Source organism: Mycobacterium sp. ACS4054 (assembly GCF_001667275.1).
Lineage (GTDB): Bacteria > Actinomycetota > Actinomycetes > Mycobacteriales > Mycobacteriaceae > Mycobacterium.
This window is the reverse complement of sequence record NZ_LZHV01000012.1, coordinates 75,235-96,281: the sequence shown is the minus strand read 5'-3', so window position 1 is coordinate 96,281 and position 21,047 is coordinate 75,235. Positions and strand designations below refer to the sequence as shown.

At 67.1% G+C, this 21,047-nt stretch carries 25 protein-coding genes and 1 tRNA gene; 15 read left to right on the top strand and 11 right to left on the bottom strand.

What is annotated here, in order from left to right; translation table 11 throughout:
* Window positions 1-11 precede the first annotated feature (11 nt).
* Together A5730_RS01725 and A5730_RS01720 are read right to left on the bottom strand one after the other, a co-directional pair.
* The gene (locus tag A5730_RS01725; RefSeq protein ID WP_067894740.1) at window positions 12-581 is read right to left on the bottom strand and encodes a hemerythrin domain-containing protein; all 570 of its coding nucleotides are present in this window, start codon (window positions 579-581) and stop codon (window positions 12-14) included.
* 181 nt (window positions 582-762) lie between these two features.
* Window positions 763-1,041 (bottom strand): WGxxGxxG family protein, encoded by a 279-nt coding sequence (locus A5730_RS01720; protein ID WP_067894738.1) that lies wholly within the window; start codon window positions 1,039-1,041, stop codon window positions 763-765.
* A 310-nt stretch (window positions 1,042-1,351) separates the two neighbouring features.
* On the opposite strand from A5730_RS01720, the gene A5730_RS01715 reads away from it, so the two are divergent.
* The 5 genes from A5730_RS01715 (at window position 1,352) to A5730_RS01695 (ending at window position 5,692) form a co-directional block, all read left to right on the top strand.
* Complete coding sequence (locus A5730_RS01715; protein WP_067894734.1) at window positions 1,352-2,314, top strand: hypothetical protein; 963 nt, start codon at window positions 1,352-1,354, stop codon at window positions 2,312-2,314.
* A gap of 151 nt (window positions 2,315-2,465) precedes the next feature.
* Window positions 2,466-3,389 carry a CoA ester lyase gene (locus A5730_RS01710; protein ID WP_055403767.1) on the top strand — a complete coding sequence of 308 codons (924 nt, stop codon included), beginning with the start codon at window positions 2,466-2,468 and terminating at the stop codon, window positions 3,387-3,389.
* 21 nt (window positions 3,390-3,410) lie between these two features.
* On the top strand, window positions 3,411-4,106 hold the full coding sequence (locus A5730_RS01705; protein WP_067894732.1) for a DsbA family protein: 696 nt from the start codon (window positions 3,411-3,413) through the stop codon (window positions 4,104-4,106).
* A gap of 96 nt (window positions 4,107-4,202) precedes the next feature.
* On the top strand, window positions 4,203-5,078 hold the full coding sequence (locus A5730_RS01700) for an LLM class F420-dependent oxidoreductase (RefSeq protein WP_067894729.1): 876 nt from the start codon (window positions 4,203-4,205) through the stop codon (window positions 5,076-5,078).
* Window positions 5,075-5,692, top strand: a complete 618-nt coding sequence (locus A5730_RS01695) for a GNAT family N-acetyltransferase (RefSeq protein WP_067894727.1) — start codon at window positions 5,075-5,077, stop codon at window positions 5,690-5,692. The genes A5730_RS01700 and A5730_RS01695 overlap by 4 nt, the downstream gene beginning before the upstream one ends.
* 1 nt (window position 5,693) lies before the next feature.
* Here the strand turns inward: A5730_RS01695 and crcB (A5730_RS01690) are convergent, their stop codons facing one another.
* Together crcB (A5730_RS01690) and crcB (A5730_RS01685) are read right to left on the bottom strand one after the other, a co-directional pair.
* Entirely contained in the window at window positions 5,694-6,074 is a 381-nt protein-coding gene (gene crcB / locus A5730_RS01690; RefSeq protein ID WP_067894724.1) for a fluoride efflux transporter CrcB, read from the bottom strand.
* Complete coding sequence (crcB, locus tag A5730_RS01685; RefSeq protein ID WP_067894721.1) at window positions 6,071-6,466, bottom strand: fluoride efflux transporter CrcB; 396 nt, start codon at window positions 6,464-6,466, stop codon at window positions 6,071-6,073. The genes crcB (A5730_RS01690) and crcB (A5730_RS01685) overlap by 4 nt, the downstream gene beginning before the upstream one ends.
* 106 nt (window positions 6,467-6,572) lie before the next feature.
* Here crcB (A5730_RS01685) and pgm point away from each other — a divergent pair, with 106 nt between their 5' ends.
* The 3 genes from pgm to A5730_RS01670 all read left to right on the top strand — a co-directional run bounded on the left by pgm (window position 6,573) and on the right by A5730_RS01670 (window position 9,592).
* Window positions 6,573-8,204 (top strand): phosphoglucomutase (alpha-D-glucose-1,6-bisphosphate-dependent), encoded by a 1,632-nt coding sequence (gene pgm / locus A5730_RS01680; protein ID WP_067894718.1) that lies wholly within the window; start codon window positions 6,573-6,575, stop codon window positions 8,202-8,204.
* Between the two features lie 92 nt (window positions 8,205-8,296).
* On the top strand, window positions 8,297-9,463 hold the full coding sequence (locus A5730_RS01675) for an MFS transporter (RefSeq protein ID WP_156745645.1): 1,167 nt from the start codon (window positions 8,297-8,299) through the stop codon (window positions 9,461-9,463).
* Between the two features lie 53 nt (window positions 9,464-9,516).
* A tRNA-Ala gene (locus A5730_RS01670) sits at window positions 9,517-9,592 on the top strand.
* Between the two features lie 53 nt (window positions 9,593-9,645).
* On the opposite strand, the gene A5730_RS01665 is transcribed toward A5730_RS01670, so the two are convergent.
* Window positions 9,646-10,137 (bottom strand): hypothetical protein, encoded by a 492-nt coding sequence (locus tag A5730_RS01665; protein ID WP_067894715.1) that lies wholly within the window; start codon window positions 10,135-10,137, stop codon window positions 9,646-9,648.
* A gap of 88 nt (window positions 10,138-10,225) precedes the next feature.
* Window positions 10,226-11,035 carry a DUF1906 domain-containing protein gene (locus A5730_RS01660; RefSeq protein WP_067894712.1) on the bottom strand — a complete coding sequence of 270 codons (810 nt, stop codon included), beginning with the start codon at window positions 11,033-11,035 and terminating at the stop codon, window positions 10,226-10,228.
* A gap of 225 nt (window positions 11,036-11,260) precedes the next feature.
* On the opposite strand from A5730_RS01660, the gene A5730_RS01655 reads away from it, so the two are divergent.
* Genes A5730_RS01655 through A5730_RS01645 form a run of 3 tightly spaced genes read left to right on the top strand, consistent with a single transcriptional unit; the run spans window position 11,261 to window position 13,629 of the window.
* The gene (locus tag A5730_RS01655; protein WP_067894709.1) at window positions 11,261-12,226 is read left to right on the top strand and encodes a metal-dependent hydrolase; all 966 of its coding nucleotides are present in this window, start codon (window positions 11,261-11,263) and stop codon (window positions 12,224-12,226) included.
* Window positions 12,223-12,411 (top strand): ferredoxin, encoded by a 189-nt coding sequence (locus A5730_RS01650; protein ID WP_067894706.1) that lies wholly within the window; start codon window positions 12,223-12,225, stop codon window positions 12,409-12,411. Before A5730_RS01655 ends, A5730_RS01650 begins: the two co-directional genes overlap by 4 nt.
* Window positions 12,412-12,414: 3 nt before the next feature.
* The gene (locus A5730_RS01645) at window positions 12,415-13,629 is read left to right on the top strand and encodes an NAD(P)/FAD-dependent oxidoreductase (protein ID WP_067894703.1); all 1,215 of its coding nucleotides are present in this window, start codon (window positions 12,415-12,417) and stop codon (window positions 13,627-13,629) included.
* 74 nt (window positions 13,630-13,703) lie between these two features.
* Here the strand turns inward: A5730_RS01645 and A5730_RS01640 are convergent, their stop codons facing one another.
* A complete protein-coding gene (locus tag A5730_RS01640; RefSeq protein ID WP_067894700.1) occupies window positions 13,704-14,639 on the bottom strand; it encodes an NADP-dependent oxidoreductase in 936 nt (311 codons plus the stop codon).
* A gap of 136 nt (window positions 14,640-14,775) precedes the next feature.
* On the opposite strand from A5730_RS01640, the gene A5730_RS01635 reads away from it, so the two are divergent.
* A complete protein-coding gene (locus A5730_RS01635) occupies window positions 14,776-15,267 on the top strand; it encodes a MarR family winged helix-turn-helix transcriptional regulator (RefSeq protein ID WP_067894698.1) in 492 nt (163 codons plus the stop codon).
* A 4-nt stretch (window positions 15,268-15,271) separates the two neighbouring features.
* Here the strand turns inward: A5730_RS01635 and A5730_RS01630 are convergent, their stop codons facing one another.
* Window positions 15,272-15,592: a hypothetical protein gene (locus A5730_RS01630; RefSeq protein ID WP_067894695.1), complete on the bottom strand. Its 321-nt coding sequence runs from the start codon at window positions 15,590-15,592 to the stop codon at window positions 15,272-15,274.
* A 246-nt stretch (window positions 15,593-15,838) separates the two neighbouring features.
* On the opposite strand from A5730_RS01630, the gene A5730_RS01625 reads away from it, so the two are divergent.
* The 3 genes from A5730_RS01625 to A5730_RS01615 all read left to right on the top strand — a co-directional run bounded on the left by A5730_RS01625 (window position 15,839) and on the right by A5730_RS01615 (window position 17,119).
* A complete protein-coding gene (locus A5730_RS01625; protein ID WP_067894808.1) occupies window positions 15,839-16,033 on the top strand; it encodes a long chain fatty acid-CoA synthetase Faa4p in 195 nt (64 codons plus the stop codon).
* Window positions 16,034-16,118: 85 nt separating this feature from the next.
* Window positions 16,119-16,364 (top strand): hypothetical protein, encoded by a 246-nt coding sequence (locus tag A5730_RS01620; RefSeq protein WP_067894693.1) that lies wholly within the window; start codon window positions 16,119-16,121, stop codon window positions 16,362-16,364.
* A gap of 14 nt (window positions 16,365-16,378) precedes the next feature.
* The gene (locus A5730_RS01615) at window positions 16,379-17,119 is read left to right on the top strand and encodes an SDR family NAD(P)-dependent oxidoreductase (RefSeq protein WP_067894690.1); all 741 of its coding nucleotides are present in this window, start codon (window positions 16,379-16,381) and stop codon (window positions 17,117-17,119) included.
* On the opposite strand, the gene A5730_RS01610 is transcribed toward A5730_RS01615, so the two are convergent.
* From A5730_RS01610 to A5730_RS01600, 3 genes are all read right to left on the bottom strand, one after another.
* Complete coding sequence (locus A5730_RS01610; RefSeq protein WP_067894688.1) at window positions 17,116-19,944, bottom strand: RND family transporter; 2,829 nt, start codon at window positions 19,942-19,944, stop codon at window positions 17,116-17,118. The genes A5730_RS01615 and A5730_RS01610 overlap by 4 nt on opposite strands.
* On the bottom strand, window positions 19,941-20,339 hold the full coding sequence (locus tag A5730_RS01605) for an MmpS family transport accessory protein (protein WP_067823687.1): 399 nt from the start codon (window positions 20,337-20,339) through the stop codon (window positions 19,941-19,943). Before A5730_RS01605 ends, A5730_RS01610 begins: the two co-directional genes overlap by 4 nt.
* 270 nt (window positions 20,340-20,609) lie before the next feature.
* The gene (locus tag A5730_RS01600; protein WP_067894686.1) at window positions 20,610-21,035 is read right to left on the bottom strand and encodes a hypothetical protein; all 426 of its coding nucleotides are present in this window, start codon (window positions 21,033-21,035) and stop codon (window positions 20,610-20,612) included.
* Window positions 21,036-21,047: the final 12 nt, after the last annotated feature.

The following is a 21,047-nucleotide window of genomic DNA, read 5'->3' as shown; positions in this document are numbered from 1 at the left end:
TACGGAAACGGCTACGAGCCGAGGGCCTGCCCGATCAGGTCCCGGGCCCGGTCGAGCATCGAGGCGAACGGCCCGAGGGCGAAGTTCAGCTTCGCCGACTCCACGCCGGGGTGCGGGTGGGTTGGCGCGATGGCCTGCGCCGCTCGCACCGCGGCGCCCATCCGCTTGAGGTCAGCCTCGTCGACTTCCCGCTGCAGCACGGGGAACTCGTCGCTTTCCTCCTGGTTGGCGTGCTCGAGCACGGCATCACGCAGCTTGGTCACCTGGTTGACGAACTCCTGCGAGGTGATGTCGAGTTTCTCGATCTGCGACAGCAACTCCTTGGCCTCGTGCTCCTCTTTGAGTCGGGCGTCGACGATCGCGTCGCCGGCGTCGGCCTCGCGGCGCACGCGCGGATGCACCACCATTTCCTCGGCCGTCTCGTGCACGGCCAGCAGCTGACGCAGCGTGGTGAACGGCTTTTCCCGCGCCTGGGGGTCAGTCGCGTGCAGCACCTCGTCGAACAGGTCCTCGATCAGGTTGTGCTGCGCCTTCAGGAACGCGACGACTTCCTCGGGCGATTGGACAATCATGTCGGCCATCGCCGATACCTCCAGTGTTCTCGGGGATTAGGGACGCGCACGATGGGCTGTGTGCGGCTTGGCGAGGCATACCCGCTGCACAAACGCCTAAACGACGCCGCGCTGCTGCGCGCCGCCGCCTCCGCGGCCAGATCCCCGCCAGGCGTGGACGCCTGACGGGGATCTGAGCTGTGCGAACGCGTTAGACGGTGCGGTCGCGGGTGGCCGGCCCGACGCCGGTCCCGACGTCGGTGTCCCGCCGGCGCTTCAGGCCGGCGAGCCCGCCCAAACCGAGCAGGCCGACGAGGCCCCACAGCCCGCTCTTGTCGCTGTGCTGATTGTTGTTGGTGTTGTTGTCGTTGTCCGCCAACGTCGTTGCGGTCGACGGGGCGGGAGCGCTCGGGGCGGTGGCGTGAGCTACGCCCGCCCCGCCGAACAGCAGCGCCCCAGTGGTGGAAACGATTGCAACGGCCTTACGCATGTCTACTCCTAAAGGTTTTTTTCGAATCCCAGGCGGGTGGACCAGGTTGCTCTAGTTCCCACGGGAAGCGACGCGCGGCCGATAGGCCACAACGTTGCGAAGAGGTGTCTACCCCGGGTCCTGCGCGTAAAACCCGTTTCCGGGCCGCGTTTCGTTAGCTGTACGGCCGGCTTCGTCGGGGCGCCGCGCCGCGAAAGCGATCTGCATCACACGGCGGACGACGATGTTATCCGCCGGCGGGGTAATGGGTAGCCGCTAGAAAGGCGCATTCATGCCGAGCCAAATAATCAATGCAGGAGGCCACATTTCGATGACTTCATCGGACAAGACCACGGTGCTCGCGCAGTTGCGCGCGCTCCACCAGCTGACCAACACCGAGATCCAGGTCGCCGAGACCCGCATCGCGCAGGCCCGCACCGAGGCCGTCCAGCGTGAGCTGACGCAGAACGCGTCGAACGCCCGCGATCGGTCGGAGGCCATCGAGAAGGCGATCCGCGACTTGGGCGGCGTCCCCGACATCGTGGGGCCGTTCCTGGGCCGTGCGGCCGCGGCGGTCAAGGCCCTGACCGAGCAGGCCCAGCCGTTCGACGAGGCGCTGCTGGGTGACCTCGCGCTCGAGGACCAGCTCCTGGACCGCTCCCGCTACCTCAAAGCCCTGGCCGTCGCCGCCGAGCTCCCCGACGTGGAGAGCCTGGCGACGCGGCTGATCACCGCCCACTCGGCGACCGTCGACTGGCTGACGACCGTGCTGGCCGAGGACGCGCTGGGCGGCCCGGCCGCGCTGCGTCGCACACCATTGCAGGCGGCGGCGGGCACCGCGGTGAAATTGGTGAACCTGCCGGTCGAGTGGTCGTTCCGAGGCGTGGACCGGGCCGCGGACGCGCTTCGTTCGGCCCGCCCGACCTTCAACGAATTCGTGAGCCGCGGCGCCCACGCCGGTGACGTGGCGACGAAGGCGCTCGCCGCGTCCCGGAACGCCGCCCTCGAGGCGGCCGAGAAGGTCACCCGCGGCGAGGGCGCGCGGCAGGCCGCCGACGCCCTGCACGCGGCCGGCACGGCGGTGGGGGTCCTGGACCCCGACGAGCTGCCCATCGCCAACTACGACGAGCTCAACGTCAGCGAGGCCGTCGCCGAGGTGAAGGAGCTCGCCAATCCGCGCGACGTGCGCGCGATCATCGCCTACGAGGAGGCGAACAAGAATCGCCAGCGGGTGGTTTCGGCCGCCCAGACGCGCGTCGCCGCGATCGCGCAGGAGGTTGTCGGCATCAACTAGCTCACAGCGGGCATACGCGAGGCCGCCCGGGCGACCGTTCTGGTCCGTCCGGGCGGCCGAGCCGTTTCTCGGGGACATGCCCAACCGGTCGTTGGGGCATATCGCTACGGTTAGAGCACCAGCCCGACATCGCCAACAACGAAAAGACGAGATGTACGACCAGGTCAACAGCAGCGCGACGGAGCCCGACGACGTCATCGGCTACCGCATCGATCCCGTTCTGGCCCGTAGCTGGCTGCTGGTCAACGGCGCGCACGCCGACCGCTTCCAGTCCGCGGCGCACTCCCGGGCCGACATCGTCGTGCTCGACATCGAGGACGCCGTCGCGCCCAAGGACAAGCACGCCGCGCGCGACAACGTGGTGAGTTGGCTGAGCGCCGGCAACACCGACTGGGTCCGGGTCAACGGCTTCGGCACGCCGTGGTGGGCGGACGACCTGGCCGCGCTGGCCGCGACACCGGTCGGCGGGGTGATGCTGGCGATGGTCGAATCGGTGGACCACGTCACCGAGACCGCCCAGCGGCTGCCCAACGTGCCGATCGTGGCGCTGGTGGAAACGGCCCGCGGGCTGGAGCGCATCACCGAAATCGCCGCCGCCAAGGGCACCTTCCGGCTGGCCTTCGGCATCGGCGATTTCCGCCGCGACACCGGTTTCGGGGAAGACCCGAGCACGCTGGCCTACGCCCGGTCGCGCTTTACGATCGCCGCGAAGGCGGCCAGCTTGCCCAGCGCCATCGACGGGCCCACGATCGGTTCCAACGCGCTGAAGCTGATCGAGGCCACGGCGGTGTCCGTGGAGTTCGGGATGACGGGCAAGATCTGCCTGACCCCGGATCAATGCGCCGTGGTGAACGAGGGACTGTCGCCGTCGCAAGACGAAATATCCTGGGCCAAAGAGTTTTTCGCGGAGTTCGAACGCGACGGCGGGGAGATTCGCAACGGCTCCGACCTGCCGCGCATCGCCAGGGCCACCAAGATACTCGAACTGGCGCGCGCCTACGGCATAGAATCGTCGGACTTCGACGACGAAGAACGGGATCATTCGCCCGCGCCGTCGGACACCTATCACTACTGAGTTCGCGAGACGGGTCGACAGATGAGCGTTGCCGTGGATTTCCATTTCGACCCGATGTGCCCGTTCGCCTACCAGACCTCGTTGTGGATCCGCGACGTTCGCGAGCAGCTGGGCATCACCGTCGACTGGCGCTTTTTCAGCCTCGAGGAGGTCAACCGGTCGGAGGGCCAGAAGCATCCGTGGGAGCGGGAGTGGTCCTATGGCTGGTCGCTGATGCGGATCGGGGCACTGCTGCGCCGCACCGACATGTCGCTGCTGGACCGCTGGTACGCCGCCGTCGGGCACGAACTGCACACGCTGGGCGGCAAACCGCACGATCCGGCCGTCGCGCGGCGCTTGCTGAGCGACATCGGGGTCGAGGAGTCGGTTCTCGATGCGGCGCTTGACGACCCGACGACCCACGACGAGATACTGCGCGAGCATCAGCGGGTCATCGACGCCGGCGGCTACGGAGTACCCACGCTTTTCCTGTTGGGGCAGTGCCTGTTTGGGCCGGTGCTGGTGGACCCGCCGACCGGGCCGCAGGCTCTGAGGCTGTGGAACGTCGTCGCCGGCATGGCCGAGTTGCCGCACGTGTACGAGCTGCAGCGGCCCAAATCGCCGGCAGACGCGGAACTGATCGGCCGCGCGCTGCGCCCATACCTGGATGGGCGTGACTGGGTCAGCATCAACCGGGGTGAGGTCATCGACGTCGAGCGCCTCACCGGCCAGGTCTGACCGCGCCGTCGCTACGCTGGCGAGGTGACCGGCAAGGGCGGCGGCCGTTCTCGCGGAGCTGCTGAAAAGCCGTTGAGGGCGTGAGACGATCGGCCGATGCGGCTGGGATTGCATGCCCTGGGAATCGGTGCGGGCGCCGACCGCGCGGTGATCGACGCCGTGGCGTCAACCGCGGACGACTGCGGCTTCGCCACGTTGTGGGTGGGCGAACACGTGGTGATGGTCGACCGGCCCGCCTCTCGCTATCCCTACTCCGATGACGGCGTGATCGCCGTTCCCGCACAAGCGGATTGGCTCGATCCGATGATCGCGCTGAGCTTCGCCGCGGCCGCTTCGTCGCGGATCCGGCTGGCGACGGGCGTGCTGCTGCTCCCCGAACACAACCCCGTGGTGGTGGCCAAGCAGGCGGCCAGCCTGGATCGGCTCAGCGGTGGGCGCCTGGCGCTGGGGGTCGGCATCGGGTGGTCCCGGGAGGAATTCGCCGCACTGTCGGTGCCCTTCGCCCGGCGGGGGGCGCGCACCGCCGAATACGTCGCCGCGATGCGCGCGCTGTGGCGAGACGACATCGCTTCGTTCCACGGTGACTTCGTTGGGTTCGACTCGATCCGGGTCAACCCGAAGCCGGTGTGCGATCGTCGTATCCCGATAGTGGTTGGCGGCAACAGCGATTCGGCGATGAGGCGGGTGGCTGACTGGGCGGACGGCTGGTACGGGTTCAACCTCGACGGCGTTGGCGCCGTGCGCGATCGGATGGCCACACTGGACCGGTTGTGCGCCGAGGCGGGGCGTGACCGTGCGCAACTGCGGCTCTCGGTGGCGCTGTGCGATCCGAAGGTGGGTGACGTTGGCGCGCTCACCGAATTGGGCGTGGACGAATTGGTTCTCGTCGAGTCGCCGCCCGAGGCCCCCGCGGCGGCGGCCGATTGGGTCTCGGCGCTGGCCGAGCGGTGGATGGCGGTGATACCGGCGTGAGCCAGACCGATCCGGTGCTGCCGCGGGAGTTGACCGACATCACCGACGAGGTTCGTGCGGTCCCGCCGCCGCCCATACCGACGTTGCCCGAGCCCTACGGGCTGCGACTCGTCGACCCGGACACCGACGCCGAGATGATCGCTGAGTGGATGAACCGGCCGCACCTGGTGCAAGCGTGGGAGTCCGCGTGGCCGGTGGCGCGCTGGCACCGCTACCTACGTGCGCAACTCGATGGCGGATTTTCCCGGCCGTTCATCGCCACACTCGACGCGATTCCGCGGGCATACATCGAATTGTACAGGGCGGCAAAGGATTCCATCGCCAACCGGTATGAGTATGATCCCCACGACCTGGGTCTGCACGTCGCGGTCGCCGATCTGGAGTACATCAAGCGCGGACACGTCAGTTTCCTGCTGCCGCATCTGGTGGGCAGCATCTTGGGCCTGGATCCGGCATGCCGGCGCATCATGTTCGATCCCGACCACCGCAACGTCCTGGCGCGCACGTTCTGCGAGCGGGGCGGCTGCCTGTTCCTCGGCGAGCACGACATGGCGAACCGGCGGATGGCGCTGTACATGCTGCCGCGCACGCCGGAGGATGGGCCGCGCGCCTGACTCAGACGAGCTCGGCGAGCCGCTGCGCGAGGAAGGCGGCCGCTTCGCCGAGCACGACGCTGACGACGATGTTGGCCATCGCCACGCGCACCTGGCGTTCTTCGCCAAGGCGCTGCGTTTCCAGCATCCAGGTGGAGAACGTGGTGTAGGCGCCCACGAACGCGGTGCCCGCCAGCAGGGCCGCCTCCTTGCTCAGCACGAGGCCCCCAAGGAAGCCCAGCAGCGCGGCGCCGCTGATGTTGACCACCAACGTGCCGAGCGGAAAGGACTGCGCCGCCCTGCGGGCCACCGCGCGGTCGACCACGAAGCGCAGCACCGACCCGATGCCGCCGATCACCACGACGCCGGCCCACACCGTGACGGTCGTGACCGTGGCCGTCATCCGCGGATCCGTACGCGGCGCACCAGTTTGGTGGCCACGTGCACCGCCAGCAGTCCCAACACGATGCTGGCGATGGTGTACCCCGCGGCCAGGGCCCAATGGCCGTGTTCGAGCATGCGCACCGTCTCGACCTGCATCGTGGAGAACGTGGTGAGCCCGCCGCACAATCCGGTCCCGAGCAGCGGGCGCCGGTAACTCGACAGCGGCAACCGCTCCAGCAGCCGGGTGGTGAAGTAGCCCAACAGGAAGGCGCCGACGATGTTCACTGTGAACGTCGGCCAGGGCCAGCTCGCCGGGTCGCCCGCGGCGAGTGTGCCCAAGCCGGCGCGGGCCAGGGAGCCCAGCGCCCCACCGGCGAACACCGCGGCCAACTCGCGATAGTCGTGTGCCACGCGCGATCCCTTCCGGCTTTGCAAGGACTTACGGGTCGGTGAACCGGGGACGTCAGAAAAGTACCTGACAAGCCGCTCGAGTGGGGCGCGGGCAGAATTGATAACCATGGCCCACCCCCGTGCCGGTCAGCCGGCTCAGCCCGAAGACCTTGTCGATCTGCCTCACCTGGTGACGGCCTACTACACGGTGGCGCCCGATCCCGACGACGTCGCTCAGCAGGTGGTGTTCGGCACGTCGGGCCATCGCGGGTCGGCGCTGGGCGGAGCCTTCAACGAGGCCCACATCCTGGCCATCACCCAGGCGATCGTCGAATACCGCGCGGCGCACGGCACAACCGGGCCGTTGTTCATCGGCCGTGACACGCACGGGCTCTCCGAACCGGCATGGGTGTCGGCGCTGGAGGTGCTGGCCGCCAACGATGTGGTGACGATGATCGACTCGCGCGACCGCTACACGCCCACACCGGCGGTCAGTCACGCCATCCTGCGCTACAACCGGGGACGCACCGAAGGCCTGGCCGACGGGATCGTCGTCACGCCGTCGCACAACCCGCCGCCCGACGGCGGCTTCAAGTACAACCCGCCCAACGGCGGTCCCGCGGACACCGACGCGACCAACGCAATCGCCAAGCGCGCCAACGAGATTCTGCGCGCCAGGGGAGCGGAGGTGAAGCGGGTGCCGCTGGCCCGCGCGCTCGGCAGCGTCGAGCGCTACGACTACCTGGGCACCTATGTCGACGACCTGCCGAACGTGGTCGACGTCGACGCGATCCGCGCGGCCGGGGTGCGCATCGGCGCCGACCCGCTGGGCGGCGCGAGCGTCGACTACTGGGGTGAGATCGCCCAGCGGCACGGCCTCGACCTGACCGTGGTCAACCCACTTGTCGACGCGACCTGGCGGTTCATGACGCTCGACCACGACGGCAAGATCCGGATGGACTGCAGCTCGCCCGACGCGATGGCCTCGCTGATCGCCAATCGGGAGCTCTATCAGATCGCCACCGGCAACGACGCCGACTCCGACCGGCACGGCATCGTCACGCCCGACGAGGGGCTGCTCAACCCCAACCACTACCTCGCGGTGGCCATCGACTATCTCTACACGCACCGGCCGTCGTGGCCGGAGGGCATCGCCGTCGGCAAGACGGCCGTCAGTTCGTCGATCATCGACCGGGTGGTCGCCGGGATCGGCCGCAAGCTCGTCGAGGTGCCCGTCGGGTTCAAGTGGTTCGTCGACGGCCTGATCGGCGGGACCATCGGCTTCGGGGGCGAGGAGTCCGCGGGGGCGTCGTTCCTGCGGCGCGACGGCTCGGTGTGGACGACCGATAAGGACGGCATCATCCTGGCGCTGCTGGCCTCCGAGATCTTGGCCGTCACCGGATCGACCCCGTCGGAGCGCTACCGGGAGCTGACCGCCGAATACGGCACCCCTTTCTATGCGCGGGTCGACGCGCCCGCCGACCGTGAGCAAAAGGCCCGCCTGGCCAAACTCTCCCCGGATCAGGTGACCGCCACCGAGGTGGCCGGTGAGCCGATCACCGCGAAACTCACCGCGGCGCCCGGCAATGGCGCCGCCCTGGGCGGGCTGAAGGTGACGACCGCCAACGCATGGTTTGCCGCGCGGCCGTCGGGCACCGAGGACGTGTACAAGATTTACGCCGAATCCTTCAACGGCCCGAACCATTTGGCCCGGGTGCAGGAAGCCGCGCGCGAGGTGGTTAATAAAGTCATCGGGTGACCATTTCCCTTCGCCTCGCCCGCACGGGGGAATGCGGATCCCGTCCGGCGCGCTTGCCGCGCGAAGCGTGGATCCTCAGCTGGGCGAACATCATGGTCGCGCTGGGCTACGGGGTCGTCTCGCCGGCGCTACCCGCATTCGCGCATACCTTCGGGGTCAGCATCAAGGCGGTGACTTTCTTGGTCACCGTCTTTTCGTTGAGCCGCCTGTGTTTCGCCCCGGTCAGCGGGGCGCTGGTGCAGCGGCTCGGTGAACGGCGGATCTACATCGGCGGTTTGCTGATCGTGGCGTTGTCGACGATCGCGTGCGCGTATTCGCACACCTATTGGCAGTTATTGACTTTTCGCGCGATCAGCGGCGTCGGCTCGACGATGTTTTTCGTCTCGGCCCTGGGCCTGATGATCCATATCAGCCCGCCCGACGCGCGCGGGCGGATCGCGGGGCTGTTCACCACGTCGTTCATGGTGGGCGCGGTCGGCGGCCCGGTAATCGGCGGCCTGACGGCCGGCTGGGGGTTGACCGCTCCGTTCATCGTGTACGGCGTCGTGATGCTGGGGGTGGTCGTGGCACTGTTCTTCGGCCTGCGGCATTCGGCCCTGGCCGCGCCGCCGCCCCCGACACGCTCCACGGTGACGATGCGGCAGGCGCTGCGTTACCGCGCGTACTGGTCGGCGCTGCTGGCGAATTTCGCGACGGGCTGGTCCGCGTTCGGTCTGCGCGTCGCGCTGGTCCCGCTGTTCTTGTCCGACGTCATGGGCGAAAGCGTCGGCGTCATCGGGGCGGCGCTGTCGGCGTTCGCGGCGGGTAACGCCGTGGCCGTCGTCCCCAGCGGCTATCTGTCCGACCGGATGGGACGGCGCACGTTGTTGATCGTCGGACTGGCGGCGTCCGGTGTGGCGACCGCCGCGCTCGGTGTGGTGTCGTCTTTGCCGGCGTTCATGGTCGCGGCGGCGGTGTCGGGCGCGACGACCGGCATCTTCATGTCGCCGATGCAGGCCGCGGTGGCCGACCTGCTGGGCAGCGAGGCGCGCGCGGGCATGCCGGTGGCGGCGGTGCAGATGGTGTCCGACCTGGGTGCCATCGTCGGCTCCGTGACGGTCGGCTGGGCCGCCGAGAAGCTGGGTTTCGGCTGGGGCTTCGGCATCAGCGGGATCGTCTTGGTGATCGCCGCGCTCGGTTGGGTGCTGGCGCCGGAGACGCGGACCGTCATCCATCCCGAGGCCGTGCCGGCCGAGGCGGACGACGACGAGGCGGCCTGATCAGCAGCTTTGAACCACGGTTGCCAGTGGTGTAGCTTCGATTGGCACGACTTGGGGCTATGGCGCAGCTGGTAGCGCACCACACTGGCAGTGTGGGGGTCAGGGGTTCGAGTCCCCTTAGCTCCACCAAATATTTCGCGGCTTTAGGTGCGCACCGGCAGAGTCCGGTCAGCGGTCGGGCCCTAAGCGTCGTTCTCCTCGCGCAGGGCTTGCATCGCCAAGTTGTTGATCAACTGCCGGCCCTCGGCGGTGCGTAACACCGGCAGCATTGCGGAGACGACACCGGCGGCGGTCAGCGCAAGGCGCAACAGACCATCAGGCGCCGTGTCTGCTTCGCGCAGCACCTCATACTCCGCGCTGGGATCGCCCGAATGTTGCGCCATGGCCATCCGGGCCACGAGCCGGTTGTCGCGGTCGAGGCCGATCTCCCCGTCGTTCGACGCTACGGTGAACATTGCGCCGATCTCCGCGACTTCATCCGGTTCGCAAAGCTGACCCACCAGTTGCCACAGGATCGAGATGGTGGCGCGGATCAACTGTGGCAGTCGGTCGGCCGGGATTACTTCGTCGTCGATGATGACGCGCATGCCGGCTTCGTCGCCGCGCTCACCGTGCTGAATGAGTGCCAACGCGCGACGGAAATCTGCCGCACCCACACTCTCGTCACCGGTCATTCTGTTCATCCTGCCGAAGTGCGCGACAGCATCCGAAAGTGGCTAGGGTCAGGTCCGAGTCCCCTTAACACTGCGAATTCGACGCAAGTCACCGATGCAGGTTCCACTGGCCGCAATCCGCGGCGAGGACGTCGTTGACGTCGACTTGGAGCCCCCCGACCACCGGGCCCGGATTCGACGGCGTGCTCACCACGCGTTGGTAGAGGACCGCGGCGGGGTCGACCTTGCCGCCGGACCAGGCCTTGGTTTGCCAGGCCCACCGACGGCCAGGGGTGCGCGAATTTCCGATCACGGCGTCGGCGGCGGCCCACTGGCACACGTCGAAACCGCCGTAGACGCCGGTGCGCTGCACTCCCAGCACCGAATTGATCCCGCGAAACCACTTGAGCGCCAAATTGTTCCAGGTGTCGTGGTTGATGTCCTCGTCGACGCTGAAGAAGATCGGGGCGCTCTGGCCGCCGCCCGCCGCGGTGTGCAGCCCCCAGGCGGTGCGCGCATCGGCGACGCCGCCCTCGAACCCGCGCCTGAAGTCCGATGGTGCGGTCCCGCCCGGCTTGCCGTATTGGAAATTGCTGACGATCATCAGCCCGGCTGCGGTCAGCTGCTCGGCGTACGGCCGCGTGATCGGCTTGGCGCCCATCGACGAGCCGGGCCGCGATAACGAGACGTAGTTGATCACCCCGGAGTAACCGGCGGCTCGAATCTGGTCCGCCGGAATTTGGCGCATGGCGAAGTCGATCAATCTGGGAGTGGCAGGTGCCGGCGCAGGGACGGCGCAGGCGACACTCGTCGATGCGGCATACAACCCTGGTAGCGCGGCCAGCGGAATGGTGTAGCGCATCAAGTCACGCCGAGAAATTGGGCGCGACCGCCGCACTTTCACCGACGAATCCTGCATCGCGTGATGTTAAGTTTGTGACTTTTGTCGACAGAAGTGGCGCGTAGCAGTCGAGATCAAATCGGTTTCTCCGGTTGACCGTGTCGAGTCAATGCCGAAAGCGCCGACGACGAGCGGCAGCGAACTCTCAGGAACCTCGGACCGCCGGTACGCATAACCGTCGACAGGTGCGGGTACGCGGCCGAGTGAACGATCGTTCGCAGCCAATTCGGGAGGGAGTTTCCGATGCCCGAGGTCCAACTTCACCACGACGGACATCCGATGTACCGGCGGATGGTCCGGTTCGATTGGTCCGAGACGCCGTTGCACTGGGTCCCGGACGATCCGTTCTCGACGCACATGATCAACGTCCTGCACCTGCTGCTGCCCGAGGGCGAACGCCACTTCATCAAGGCCGTCCTCGAGGCGTCGTCGCTGGTCGACGACCCGGAGTTGGAAGCGGCGATCAAGCCGTTCATCCAGCAGGAGTCCTGGCACGCCTGGGCGCACCAAGTGGTGCTCGACCACCTCGCCGAGCAGGGCATCGAAACCAAGCCATACACAGACCGGCTCGGGAGGCTGTTGTCGATGACGCTGGGCGACTCGCCCAAGTGGTTTCCGCCGGCCATGAAGCGGTGGTGGCTGTACCGGCGGCTGGCCGATGTGGCCGCGCTGGAACATTACACCGCGATGTTGGGCCAGTGGGTGCTGACGAACCGAGGTCTGGACTACGCGAAGGCCGACCCCATGATGCTCGACCTGCTGCGCTGGCACGGCGCCGAGGAGGTCGAGCACCGCTCACTGGTGTACGACGTCTACCAGCACGTGTCTGGGAACTACTTCATCCGGGCGTTCTCGATGTTGTTCGTCTCGCCCCTGTTCATCGGCTGGTGGGTCGCCGGCGCCAAATACCTGATGGCCCAAGACCCGACCATCGATCAAAAGTGGCGTTTTCGGGACTGGCTGTCGGCCGCCCGCGAGTACCGGATACCGGGCCCGTGGAAGCTGCTCGTGACGACGCCCGTCAGGTACATGCGGCCCAGCCATCATCCGAACGACGAGGGGTCAACGCAGATGGCTGTCGACTACCTGAACTACTCCCCGGTGGCGAAGGCCGCCCGGGAGCGGGCCCGCTCCCAAGGGAAGTCACCCGCTCAAACGCAAGGGGTCGAGGCTTCGGGCGACCGAACACGAAAGGCGGTGGCGCGATGAAGGTTTCGGTGGATCTCGACACCTGCGACGGCAACGGCGTGTGCATGAGCATCTGCCACGAGGTGTTCGACGTGCGGGAGGACGGTCTCCATGTGCTGCAGGAAGAGCCGCCCGAGGAGCTGCGCCAGCAGTTGGTCGGCGCCGAGGTGTCCTGTCCCACCCGGGCGATCACGGTGAAGGGCTGAGCGATGCCGACTCGCCAACTGGAAAACGTTGTCGTTGTCGGTGCCGGTGTGGCGGGCATGCGCGCGGCCGAAACGCTGCGGCAAGAGGGCTATGACGGCGCCCTGACCATCGTCGGTGCCGAACGGCAAGCCCCCTACCATCGCCCACCGCTGTCGAAGAAATTGCTCACCGGCGAGGTGCACCGGGCCGGCGTCGACCTGGCGCCGCAATTCGATATCGGTGCGCGTGTGCTCCGCGGCGCGTCGGCGCTCAAGTTGGACCTGTCCTCGCGCGTCGTCCACGTGCGTGACGACGGCCAGGACCTGCCCCTGCCGTTCGACGGGCTGGTGGTGGCCACCGGGGCGGTCCCGCGCGAGTGGCCGGGCGGCCCGGTTCCGGACGGGGTGCTGTTGCTGCGCACGGTCGAGGACTGCCTGGCCATTCGCGAGCGGTTGGCTTCCCGCCCTGGGGTCGTGGTGGTCGGCGGCGGCTTCATCGGCGCCGAGGTCGCCGCGAGTTGTCGGTCGATCGGTCTGGACGTGGTGCTGGTCGAAAAAGCCGACAGCCCATTGCTTTCCGCTTTGGGTAAGGAGCTGGCGTCACGCTGGGCCGATTTGCATCGTCAGCATGGCGTGGACCTGCGGGTGGGCGTGGGCGTCGACGGATTCGTGGGCAACGGCCGGGTGGAAGGTGTTCGGCTCACCGACGGCTCGCAGGTTCCGGCCGACCTGGTCATCGTCGGACTCGGGGTCACCCCGGCCACCGACTGGCTGGACGGCTCCGGAGTGCGAGTCGACGACGGGGTGATCTGCGACGCCGGCGGTGTTGCCGAGGGCAGCACCGCGGACGCCCCGATCGTTGCGGCCGGTGACGTCGCGCGCTGGTGGCACCCCCTGTACGAAAGGCACCTGCGCACCGAGCACTGGGAGGACGCAGGCCGTCAGGGTGCCACCGCGGCGCGGACATTGCTGGCGGGCCCCGAACCCGCCGAGGCCCACGCCGAACTGCCCTACTTCTGGTCCGATCAATACGACGTCAAGCTGCAAATGCTCGGCGTGCCAACGGATTACGATGCCGTCGAGATCGTCGAAGGCCATCCCGACAGCTGGGAGTTCGTCGCCGCGTACGGGCATAGCGGTCGCACCATCGCGGTTCTCGGTACGATCCCGGGCCGGGTGCATGCCTATCGCGAAGCCATCGAGAAACCCGCCGAATTCCCGCCAAGCCGGCCGGATTAGCGAATATCCCCTTGGTCAGACGGCGCCGTCCCGCCGGCTCGGTGGCCGGCGGGACAGCGGGAGATGGCCGAGGCTCATGGAACCAGAATCGTCTTTCCCGGCAGCCGATTGGCGTCGGAGTCATCGTGCACCGCCGCCGCGTCGGTCAGCGGTCGGCGATCGGCGACGTCGATCACCAGCTTTCCGGCTTCGACCTGGTTGACCAGTTCGGCCAGCTGCGCAGCGTCGCTGCGGACGAACACCCGCTGCGCGCGCACCCGCCGTGCGGGGTCCTCCTGGCCGGATGTCATCGTGCCGACGTAAAACCCGCCGTCGGCGACCAGGCCGACCAAGGCCGCGGTCTGCTCCGGTGACGTGCTGACCAGGTTCAGCACCACATCGAAGGGTTGCCCGGCGACCGCGAGCGGGGCGGCCGTGTAGTCGATGTAATCGATGATCCGGTCGGCCCCGTAGCGGCGAAGCCGGTCAGCGCTGCGCGCCGACGCGGTCGCGGTGACGACGGCCCCGGCCCGCTTGGCGAGCTGCACCGCGTACCCGCCGACCGCTCCGCCGGCACCGTTGACCAGAACGGACTGGCCCGCCGTCAGGCCGGCGACCTCGAACAGGGCCTGCCACGCCGTCAATCCGACGGTCGGCAGCGCGGCGGAATCGGCCAGCGGCACCGAGTCGGGCGCGGCCGTCAGCACCTCGGCCGGGGCGAGCGCGTACTCGGCGGCGGCGCCCGGGCGGTCCAGCGGAAGCATGCCCACCACGGCGTCGCCGATCTTCCACCCGGTTACCCCCTCGCCGAGCCCGGCGATGGTGCCCGCGACGTCGACGCCCGGGCTGTGGGGGAAGGAAATCGCGTACACCTCGGACAGGTAGCCGCCCCGGATGCCGGCATCGACCGGGTTGAACGAGGTCGCGGCCACCCGCACCAGGACCTGGCCGGGGCCGGGCGCCGGCCGCTCAACCTCTTCGTATTGCAGAACCTCGCTGCCGCCGTAACGGTGGTATTGCACAGCCTTCATGGTCTTCTCCGTTCCCTAGGTGCTTCGATTTCGAAGCAGTTACGCCCCATACAACTTGCTTCGAACTCGAAGCGATTCCGGAACGCCGGGTGACGATCGCCACATTGCTTCAACTTCGAAGCATTACGATGGCGGCATGGCCCCACCCCTGAAGCCTCAGCAGATGCGCGCGTACTTCGCCCTGATGGAGGCGGTCAGCCTGCTGCAGTACGCCGTGCAGCGGCAGCTACGGGCCGAGGGGGACCTCAGCTACGTGCAGTTCGAGATCCTGGCCAAACTCGCCGATGCCGACCGCCCACTGACAATGACCGAGCTCGCCGACGGTGTGGTCTACAGCCGCAGCGGCCTCACCCACCAGGCCGGTCTGCTGGAGCGGGCGGGGCTGATCGCCCGCGAAGCCAGCGCCGATGACCAGCGCGCCACGGTCGTGCGCAGCACCGAGAAGGGCCACGCGCGGCTTGCAAAAGTGCTGCCGGGCCACATCGACGTCGTCCGCGACATGCTGTTCGATGCGCTGTCCGGCGAGGACGTGCGCGCACTCGGCGACATCATGAGCCGCGCCCGCGATCACATGCGGTCCCGGCCGGCGCGCTCGGCCGCCTCGCGCAAGCGCCGCACCGCGTCATGAGGGTTCATCGCAGCTTCGTCCATGGCGTGCAGCCGTGCGTGATGAACTTCGCGACCGCCTGCGCCGTGAGATTCGCCGTGACCGGGGTCGTCTCAATCCCGCTGTCGGAGTTGATCATCCGGCCATCGCTGGTCCATGTGGTGAAGACACAGGCCGCTCGGTAGTCGCCCGGCTCGGCGTGGGCGACGTAGATACCGTAGGGGAGTTGCGCGGGCACCGCGTAGGAGCCGGGCCCATAGCCGCCGTCCGCGTGCGCCGGCGGCCCGGCAAAACAGCCGACGACCAACGCGGGCAGGGCAATCGCGGTCGCCTGGACCAGTCGCATCGTTCGTTCCTTCGGTCGGACTCGAACTCGAGATTAAGTCCCGGCAACGACTCGGTGGAGACTGTGCCTCAACCTCACGCCTGCTGCCCAGCCGATTAGGTTTTCCTCTGAATGCGCATTACTCTTGCCCGCGGTTCTGATTGCGACTCTCCGAAAGCAGCCATGCCCATTCAGCCCACCCTGCTGCGCCGACAATCGCTGCGCAGCACCCGCTCGTCGCGGGTCGTGCCTCGCGTGAAATGCCCCATGGTCGGCCAGTGCTTCGATGTCGAGGTCACTCGCGACGCCGACGGGTGGACCATTCGGATTCCCGAGATCGGCAGGGTCACCCGCACCTTCCGTCGGAGCGCGGTGGAATTGGCCGCACGCGAATGTATCGCCACCTGGACCGGGATTCCGATCGGTTACGTGGCCGTGTACGTCGCAAGCGAGATCGGCTAGCGCCTCGCCTGCCGGCCACCCGTAGTGGCCAAGGTGTGTCTCGCGCGTGACCTCGCCGCGACGATGACGCGAAACCCTCATCATCATGACGGTGCTTGCGGCCATCGCGGCCCTCGTGATGGCGATGGGTGTCGGCTACTACTTCGGCCGGCGCGCGGAATCGCCGCCGCCAAGCTGGAAGAGGCGAACGAGCCGAATCGCCCTCGGCAGGCTGGCGTTCAGCCTGCTCGTCCTGCTCACTGCGCGCCGCGCAATGACCTTGTGGGGGCCGAGGTTTGGCGTTCCGCTCGGGTTGCTCCGCGGTAGCGTTGCGCGGATCCGTTCCTACTGAGCGCAAGGACAACCATGTCAACACTGCGGGGCAAGGTCGCGTTGGTGACCGGAGCGTCGTCGGGCCTTGGCGCCGAGACGGCCCGGCTGTTTTCCCGCCAGGGCGCAACGGTTTTCGGCATTGGCCGGGATACGGCGCGCTTGGCCGAGGTTTTCGCCGACGTCCCCGGCGGTTCGTATGCCTCGGTGGACGTCGCCTCGGCGCAGGCCTGCCGTGACGCCGTCGAGCAGTGCGTGCGCGAGTTGGGTGGGCTGGACGTGCTTGTCAACATCGCCGGGCGGCACCAGATGCGCAGGATGGAGTCGATGACCGACGACGACTGGGCCCAAGACCTCGCGGTGAACCTGAACGGCCCGTTCTATTTGTGCCGGGCCGCGCTGCCGCGGCTGCTCGAGCGCGGCGGCAACATCGTCAACGTCAGTTCCATTGCCGGCGTCGAGGGTCAGGCGTACTCGGCCGGTTACTGCGCCGCCAAGCATGGGCTGATAGGACTCACCCGGGCCCTGGCCGTCGAGTACACCGCGGATCGCTTGCGCGTCAACGCGATATGCCCGGGTGGCATGCTCACGCCGCAAATCGAACATTTCAGCGCGCCCGAGGATCCGAATTACGACCTGATCATGCGCACCGCCTCGCCGCGCGGCATGATGCAGCCCGTCGACGTGGCGAACGTGATCGCCTTCCTGGCCGGCGACGCCGCGGCGGCCGTCCACGGCGCCGTCTATCGCGTCGACAACGGCAAGGGCGCCGGCTAGCCCGCCGCCACCGGGCGGGTGCGCACCAACGTCGGCCACCAGAACCACGGCCCGAGGATCCGCAGGATGCAGGGCACGACGAACGAACGCACGATCAGCGTGTCGAGCAACAGGCCGATGCACACGGTCGAACCCACCTGACCGATGGTGCGCAGATCGCTAGTGAGCATCGCCAGCATCGTGAAGGCGAATACCAGGCCGGCCGAGGTCACCACGCCGCCCGTGCTGCCGAGGGCCCGGATCAGACCGGTGTGGATTCCGCCGTGCAGTTCCTCCTTGACCCGGTTGATCAGGAGCAGGTTGTAGTCCGACCCGACCGCCACCAGGATGATGAAGGTCAGGGGTAGCACCAGCCAATGCAGGTGCAGCCCGATGATGTGTTGCCACACGAGTATGGACAGCCCGAAGGCGCCGGCGTAGGAGAAGGCCACGGTGCCCGGAATCACCAAGGCCGCCACCAGACTTCGGGTGATGAACATCATGATCAAGAAGATGAGCACGAAGGCGGCGATCGCCGCGATCATCAGGTCGGACATCGCGTATTGCTTGATGTCCTTGTCGTTGGACCCCGAACCGCCGATGTAGATTCTGGCGCCGGCCAACGAGGTCTCTTTCAGGATCGTCTTGATCGCCTCGGGGAACTGCTCGACGTGCTCCACGCCTTCGGGGCCCATGGCGTCGCCCTCGTGGGTGACGATGAACCGCGCCGCCTTGCCGTCCGGCGACATCATCAGCTTCATCCCCGTCTTGACGTCCTCGTTGTCGAAGCCCTCGTGCGGGATGTAGAAGAAGTCGTCGCTGCGCGACTTGTCGAAGTCGTTTCCGACGTTGATCAGGTCGTCGAAAGTCTGCTCGGTTTGCACGGTTTGCAGATCCGCCGACCCGTAGCTGTTGACCAGCTTCGACTGCAGCGCCTCGGTGTCGTCGGCGGTCGCCTTCAGCTGGGCGATGATCTGCGGGAAGGTCTTGTCCACCTCTTGGAGGGACACCTTCGCGTCCGCGATGTCGTCGGCCAGTTTGTCGATCTGGTCGATGGTCTCGAACAGCGAACGGAACGTCCAGCAAATGGGGATGTCGAAACAGTGCCTCTCCCAATAGAAGTAGCTCTTGATCGGACGGAAGAAGTCGTCGACGTTGGAGACCTCGTCGCGGATGTCGTCGCTGACCCGTTGCAGGTCTTCGACGGTCAGGACCGTTTGGTGCAGTTCGTCGGACACCTTCTGGAAGAAGAAGACCTCCTTGCGCAACACCTCAACCGAGTGCGCCTGGATCTCGGCCTGCGCGTCGGTGTTGGAGTTCTGCTCCCTGCTGAACGGGAGCTGTTGCCCGTTGCCGCTGCCCTGCGTGGTGAACAGGTATGGGAGGCTGGCGTGTTCGAGCGCGCGGCCCAGGGGTCGTGTCATGCCCTGCACCATCGCCACGCCGTGCAGGCGGATCAGCGCCTTGGCCACCCGGTCCAGCGAAATGAAATCGGCCGAGTTGCGCATGTCGTGATCGGTTTCCACCATGAGCATCTCCGAGAAGAGCTTGCTCTTGGGGAAGTGCCGATCCGCCGCTTGGAAGCCCAGATTGGCCGGCGCACTGGCCGGTTGATACTGCCTGTCGTCATAGTTCTGCCGGTAGGTGGGAACGAAGATCGCCCCGATCATGACGATGGCGGAACTGGCCACCAGGATCGGCACGGGCCAGCGCACCACGCTCGCTCCGATGCGCCGATAGAGGCGTCCGTGGGTGACGGTCCTCGGGTCGAACATCCCGAACAGGCTGCCGACGGTCAGCACCGCCGGTCCCAGCGTCATCGCCGCCGCGATGGTGAACAGCATGGTGATCGCGACGGCCGGCCCCATGGTGTGGAAGTAGTTCAACCGCGCGAACGTCAAGCAGTAACACGCGCCGGCGATCGTCAGGCCGGAGCCGATGATGATGGGCGCGACGCCCTTGTACGCGATGTAGAAACTGTCCTCGCGGCTTTCACCCGCCTGGCGCGCCTCGTGATATCGGCCCATCAGGAAGATGCCGTAATCCGTTCCCGCTCCCAATGTCAACGCGATGACGATGTTCACGGCGAACGACGACAGTTCGATGTACCCGTAATGCCCGAGCGTCGAGACGATGCCCTTCGCGACGAGCATCTCGATGAGCACGCCGAGCAAGGGGACCAGCAGGGTGGACGGGGTGCGGTAGACCAGCAACAGCATCACCACGATGAGGATGATCGTGACGATCGTGACGTTGTTCAGGCTGGCATTGGCGATGGCGAGCGTGTCGGAGGCCAGGGGAGCCGCGCCGCTGACGTAGACCTTGAGACCCGGTGGCGGCGTGTCCTTCTTGATGATGTCGCGGACGGCGTCCACGGATTGGTTGGCCTGTATCTGGCCGATGTCGCCGGCGAGACGAAGGAGCACGTAGGTGCACTTGCCGTCCACGCTTTGCGCCCCCGCCGCGGTGAACGGCTTGCCCCACAGGTCCATCACGTATTGCACGTGCTTGGTGTCGTGCTGAAGGCGGCGCATCAGGTCGTCGTAGTAGCGGTGGTCCGCGTCGCCCAGCGGACGGTTCGCCTCGAACACCACCATGGTCAAGTTGGTGGAGTTGGATTCGCGGAACTTCTCGCCGATGTGCAGCAGCGCCCGCTGTGAGGGCGCGTAGTGCGGGACCATCGGTCCGGCGAGCTCTTCGGCGACCCGTTCCACCTGGGGCATAAAGGTGTTCGTGGTGACCGCCAGCAGGCCCCAGAACAAGATGATCGGTATCGCGAAAGCCCGGACCATCCTGGGGATGAAGGGGCGTTTGACCCTGGGCTCGTCGAGGCGATGCTCGGTCATGCGGACTTCACCCTGCACTCGACGTCGGCGTCCTGATGGTCGTCGGACTGCTGGTCGCGGACCACGCCGTCCACCAACATCCGGCAGCTGACCTGACCGCTGCGAACGTGAACCGAGATGCTGCCGGACGCGACCGAGAGCGTCGTGGTCTCGGTGTGCGACCACGGCAGCGTCGTGAAATCGACCTGATGCGGATGACCGTCGATGTCGATGTAGACGAGCTTCCCGCCATTGCCGGCGTTGCCGAACACCTCATAGGTGATCCGTTTGACGTTGAACTGTTCGGGCGCCTGCGGGCCATTGACGGTGATGACCGGCTCGGGTTCCGAGAACTGGTGCACCTTGTACATGCACAGCAGGCCCACCCCGACCGCGACAACGGCGACCAGCGGCATCCAGGCCCGTCCCAAGACAGCCCTGCTGACTGAGCGAGGGCTCACTCGTTCAACTCCCCGAATCCCTCCTGACTCGCGTTCTCGCCTCGTCCCCGACCGCCCCGGCGCTTATATCAGGCTGCTTGATATAAGCACCCCCAGACACTATCAGCATCGGGCGGCGGCGCGAACAACCGGTCTGCGGAAACTATCATCTGCCGGCCCTGTCGGCAGCGCGAAGGAACGCGGCCGTGCACTCGCGCGATGTCGCGCGGACACGCAACGCACGAATCAGGAGACCGCTTTCAGGCGCCGTTTCAGCCTGGCGCTGCTGAGGATCCGCAGAGCGAGGTTCGTTGAGGTCAGCATCGGAATGACGCCGAGAAACGTGCGCTCCGACGGCGTGGCCCCATGCAGGTGGTAGAGGCTGCCGAAGACGTAAAAGCAGCCGAGCATGAACAACGCGCCGGGGATGCAGAGCGCCATGAAGGAGCCACGGTCGGCGACCACCTGCCGCGCGTAAGCCAACTCCTCCGCCGACATCGGCTCGCGTTTGCGCAGCTTGCGCACAACCGTTCTGGCGCTTCCGATCTCCTCGCTCATCGGAGTCGGTGGTCGCCTCTCCATCCTGCGCACGAACACGGCGGCGATGGCGGCCAGCGTCAACGCCAGCGCCAGGGCGACGACGGTCAGCAGACCGAATAGTCCCTCAGTCACAATCCACCCCCA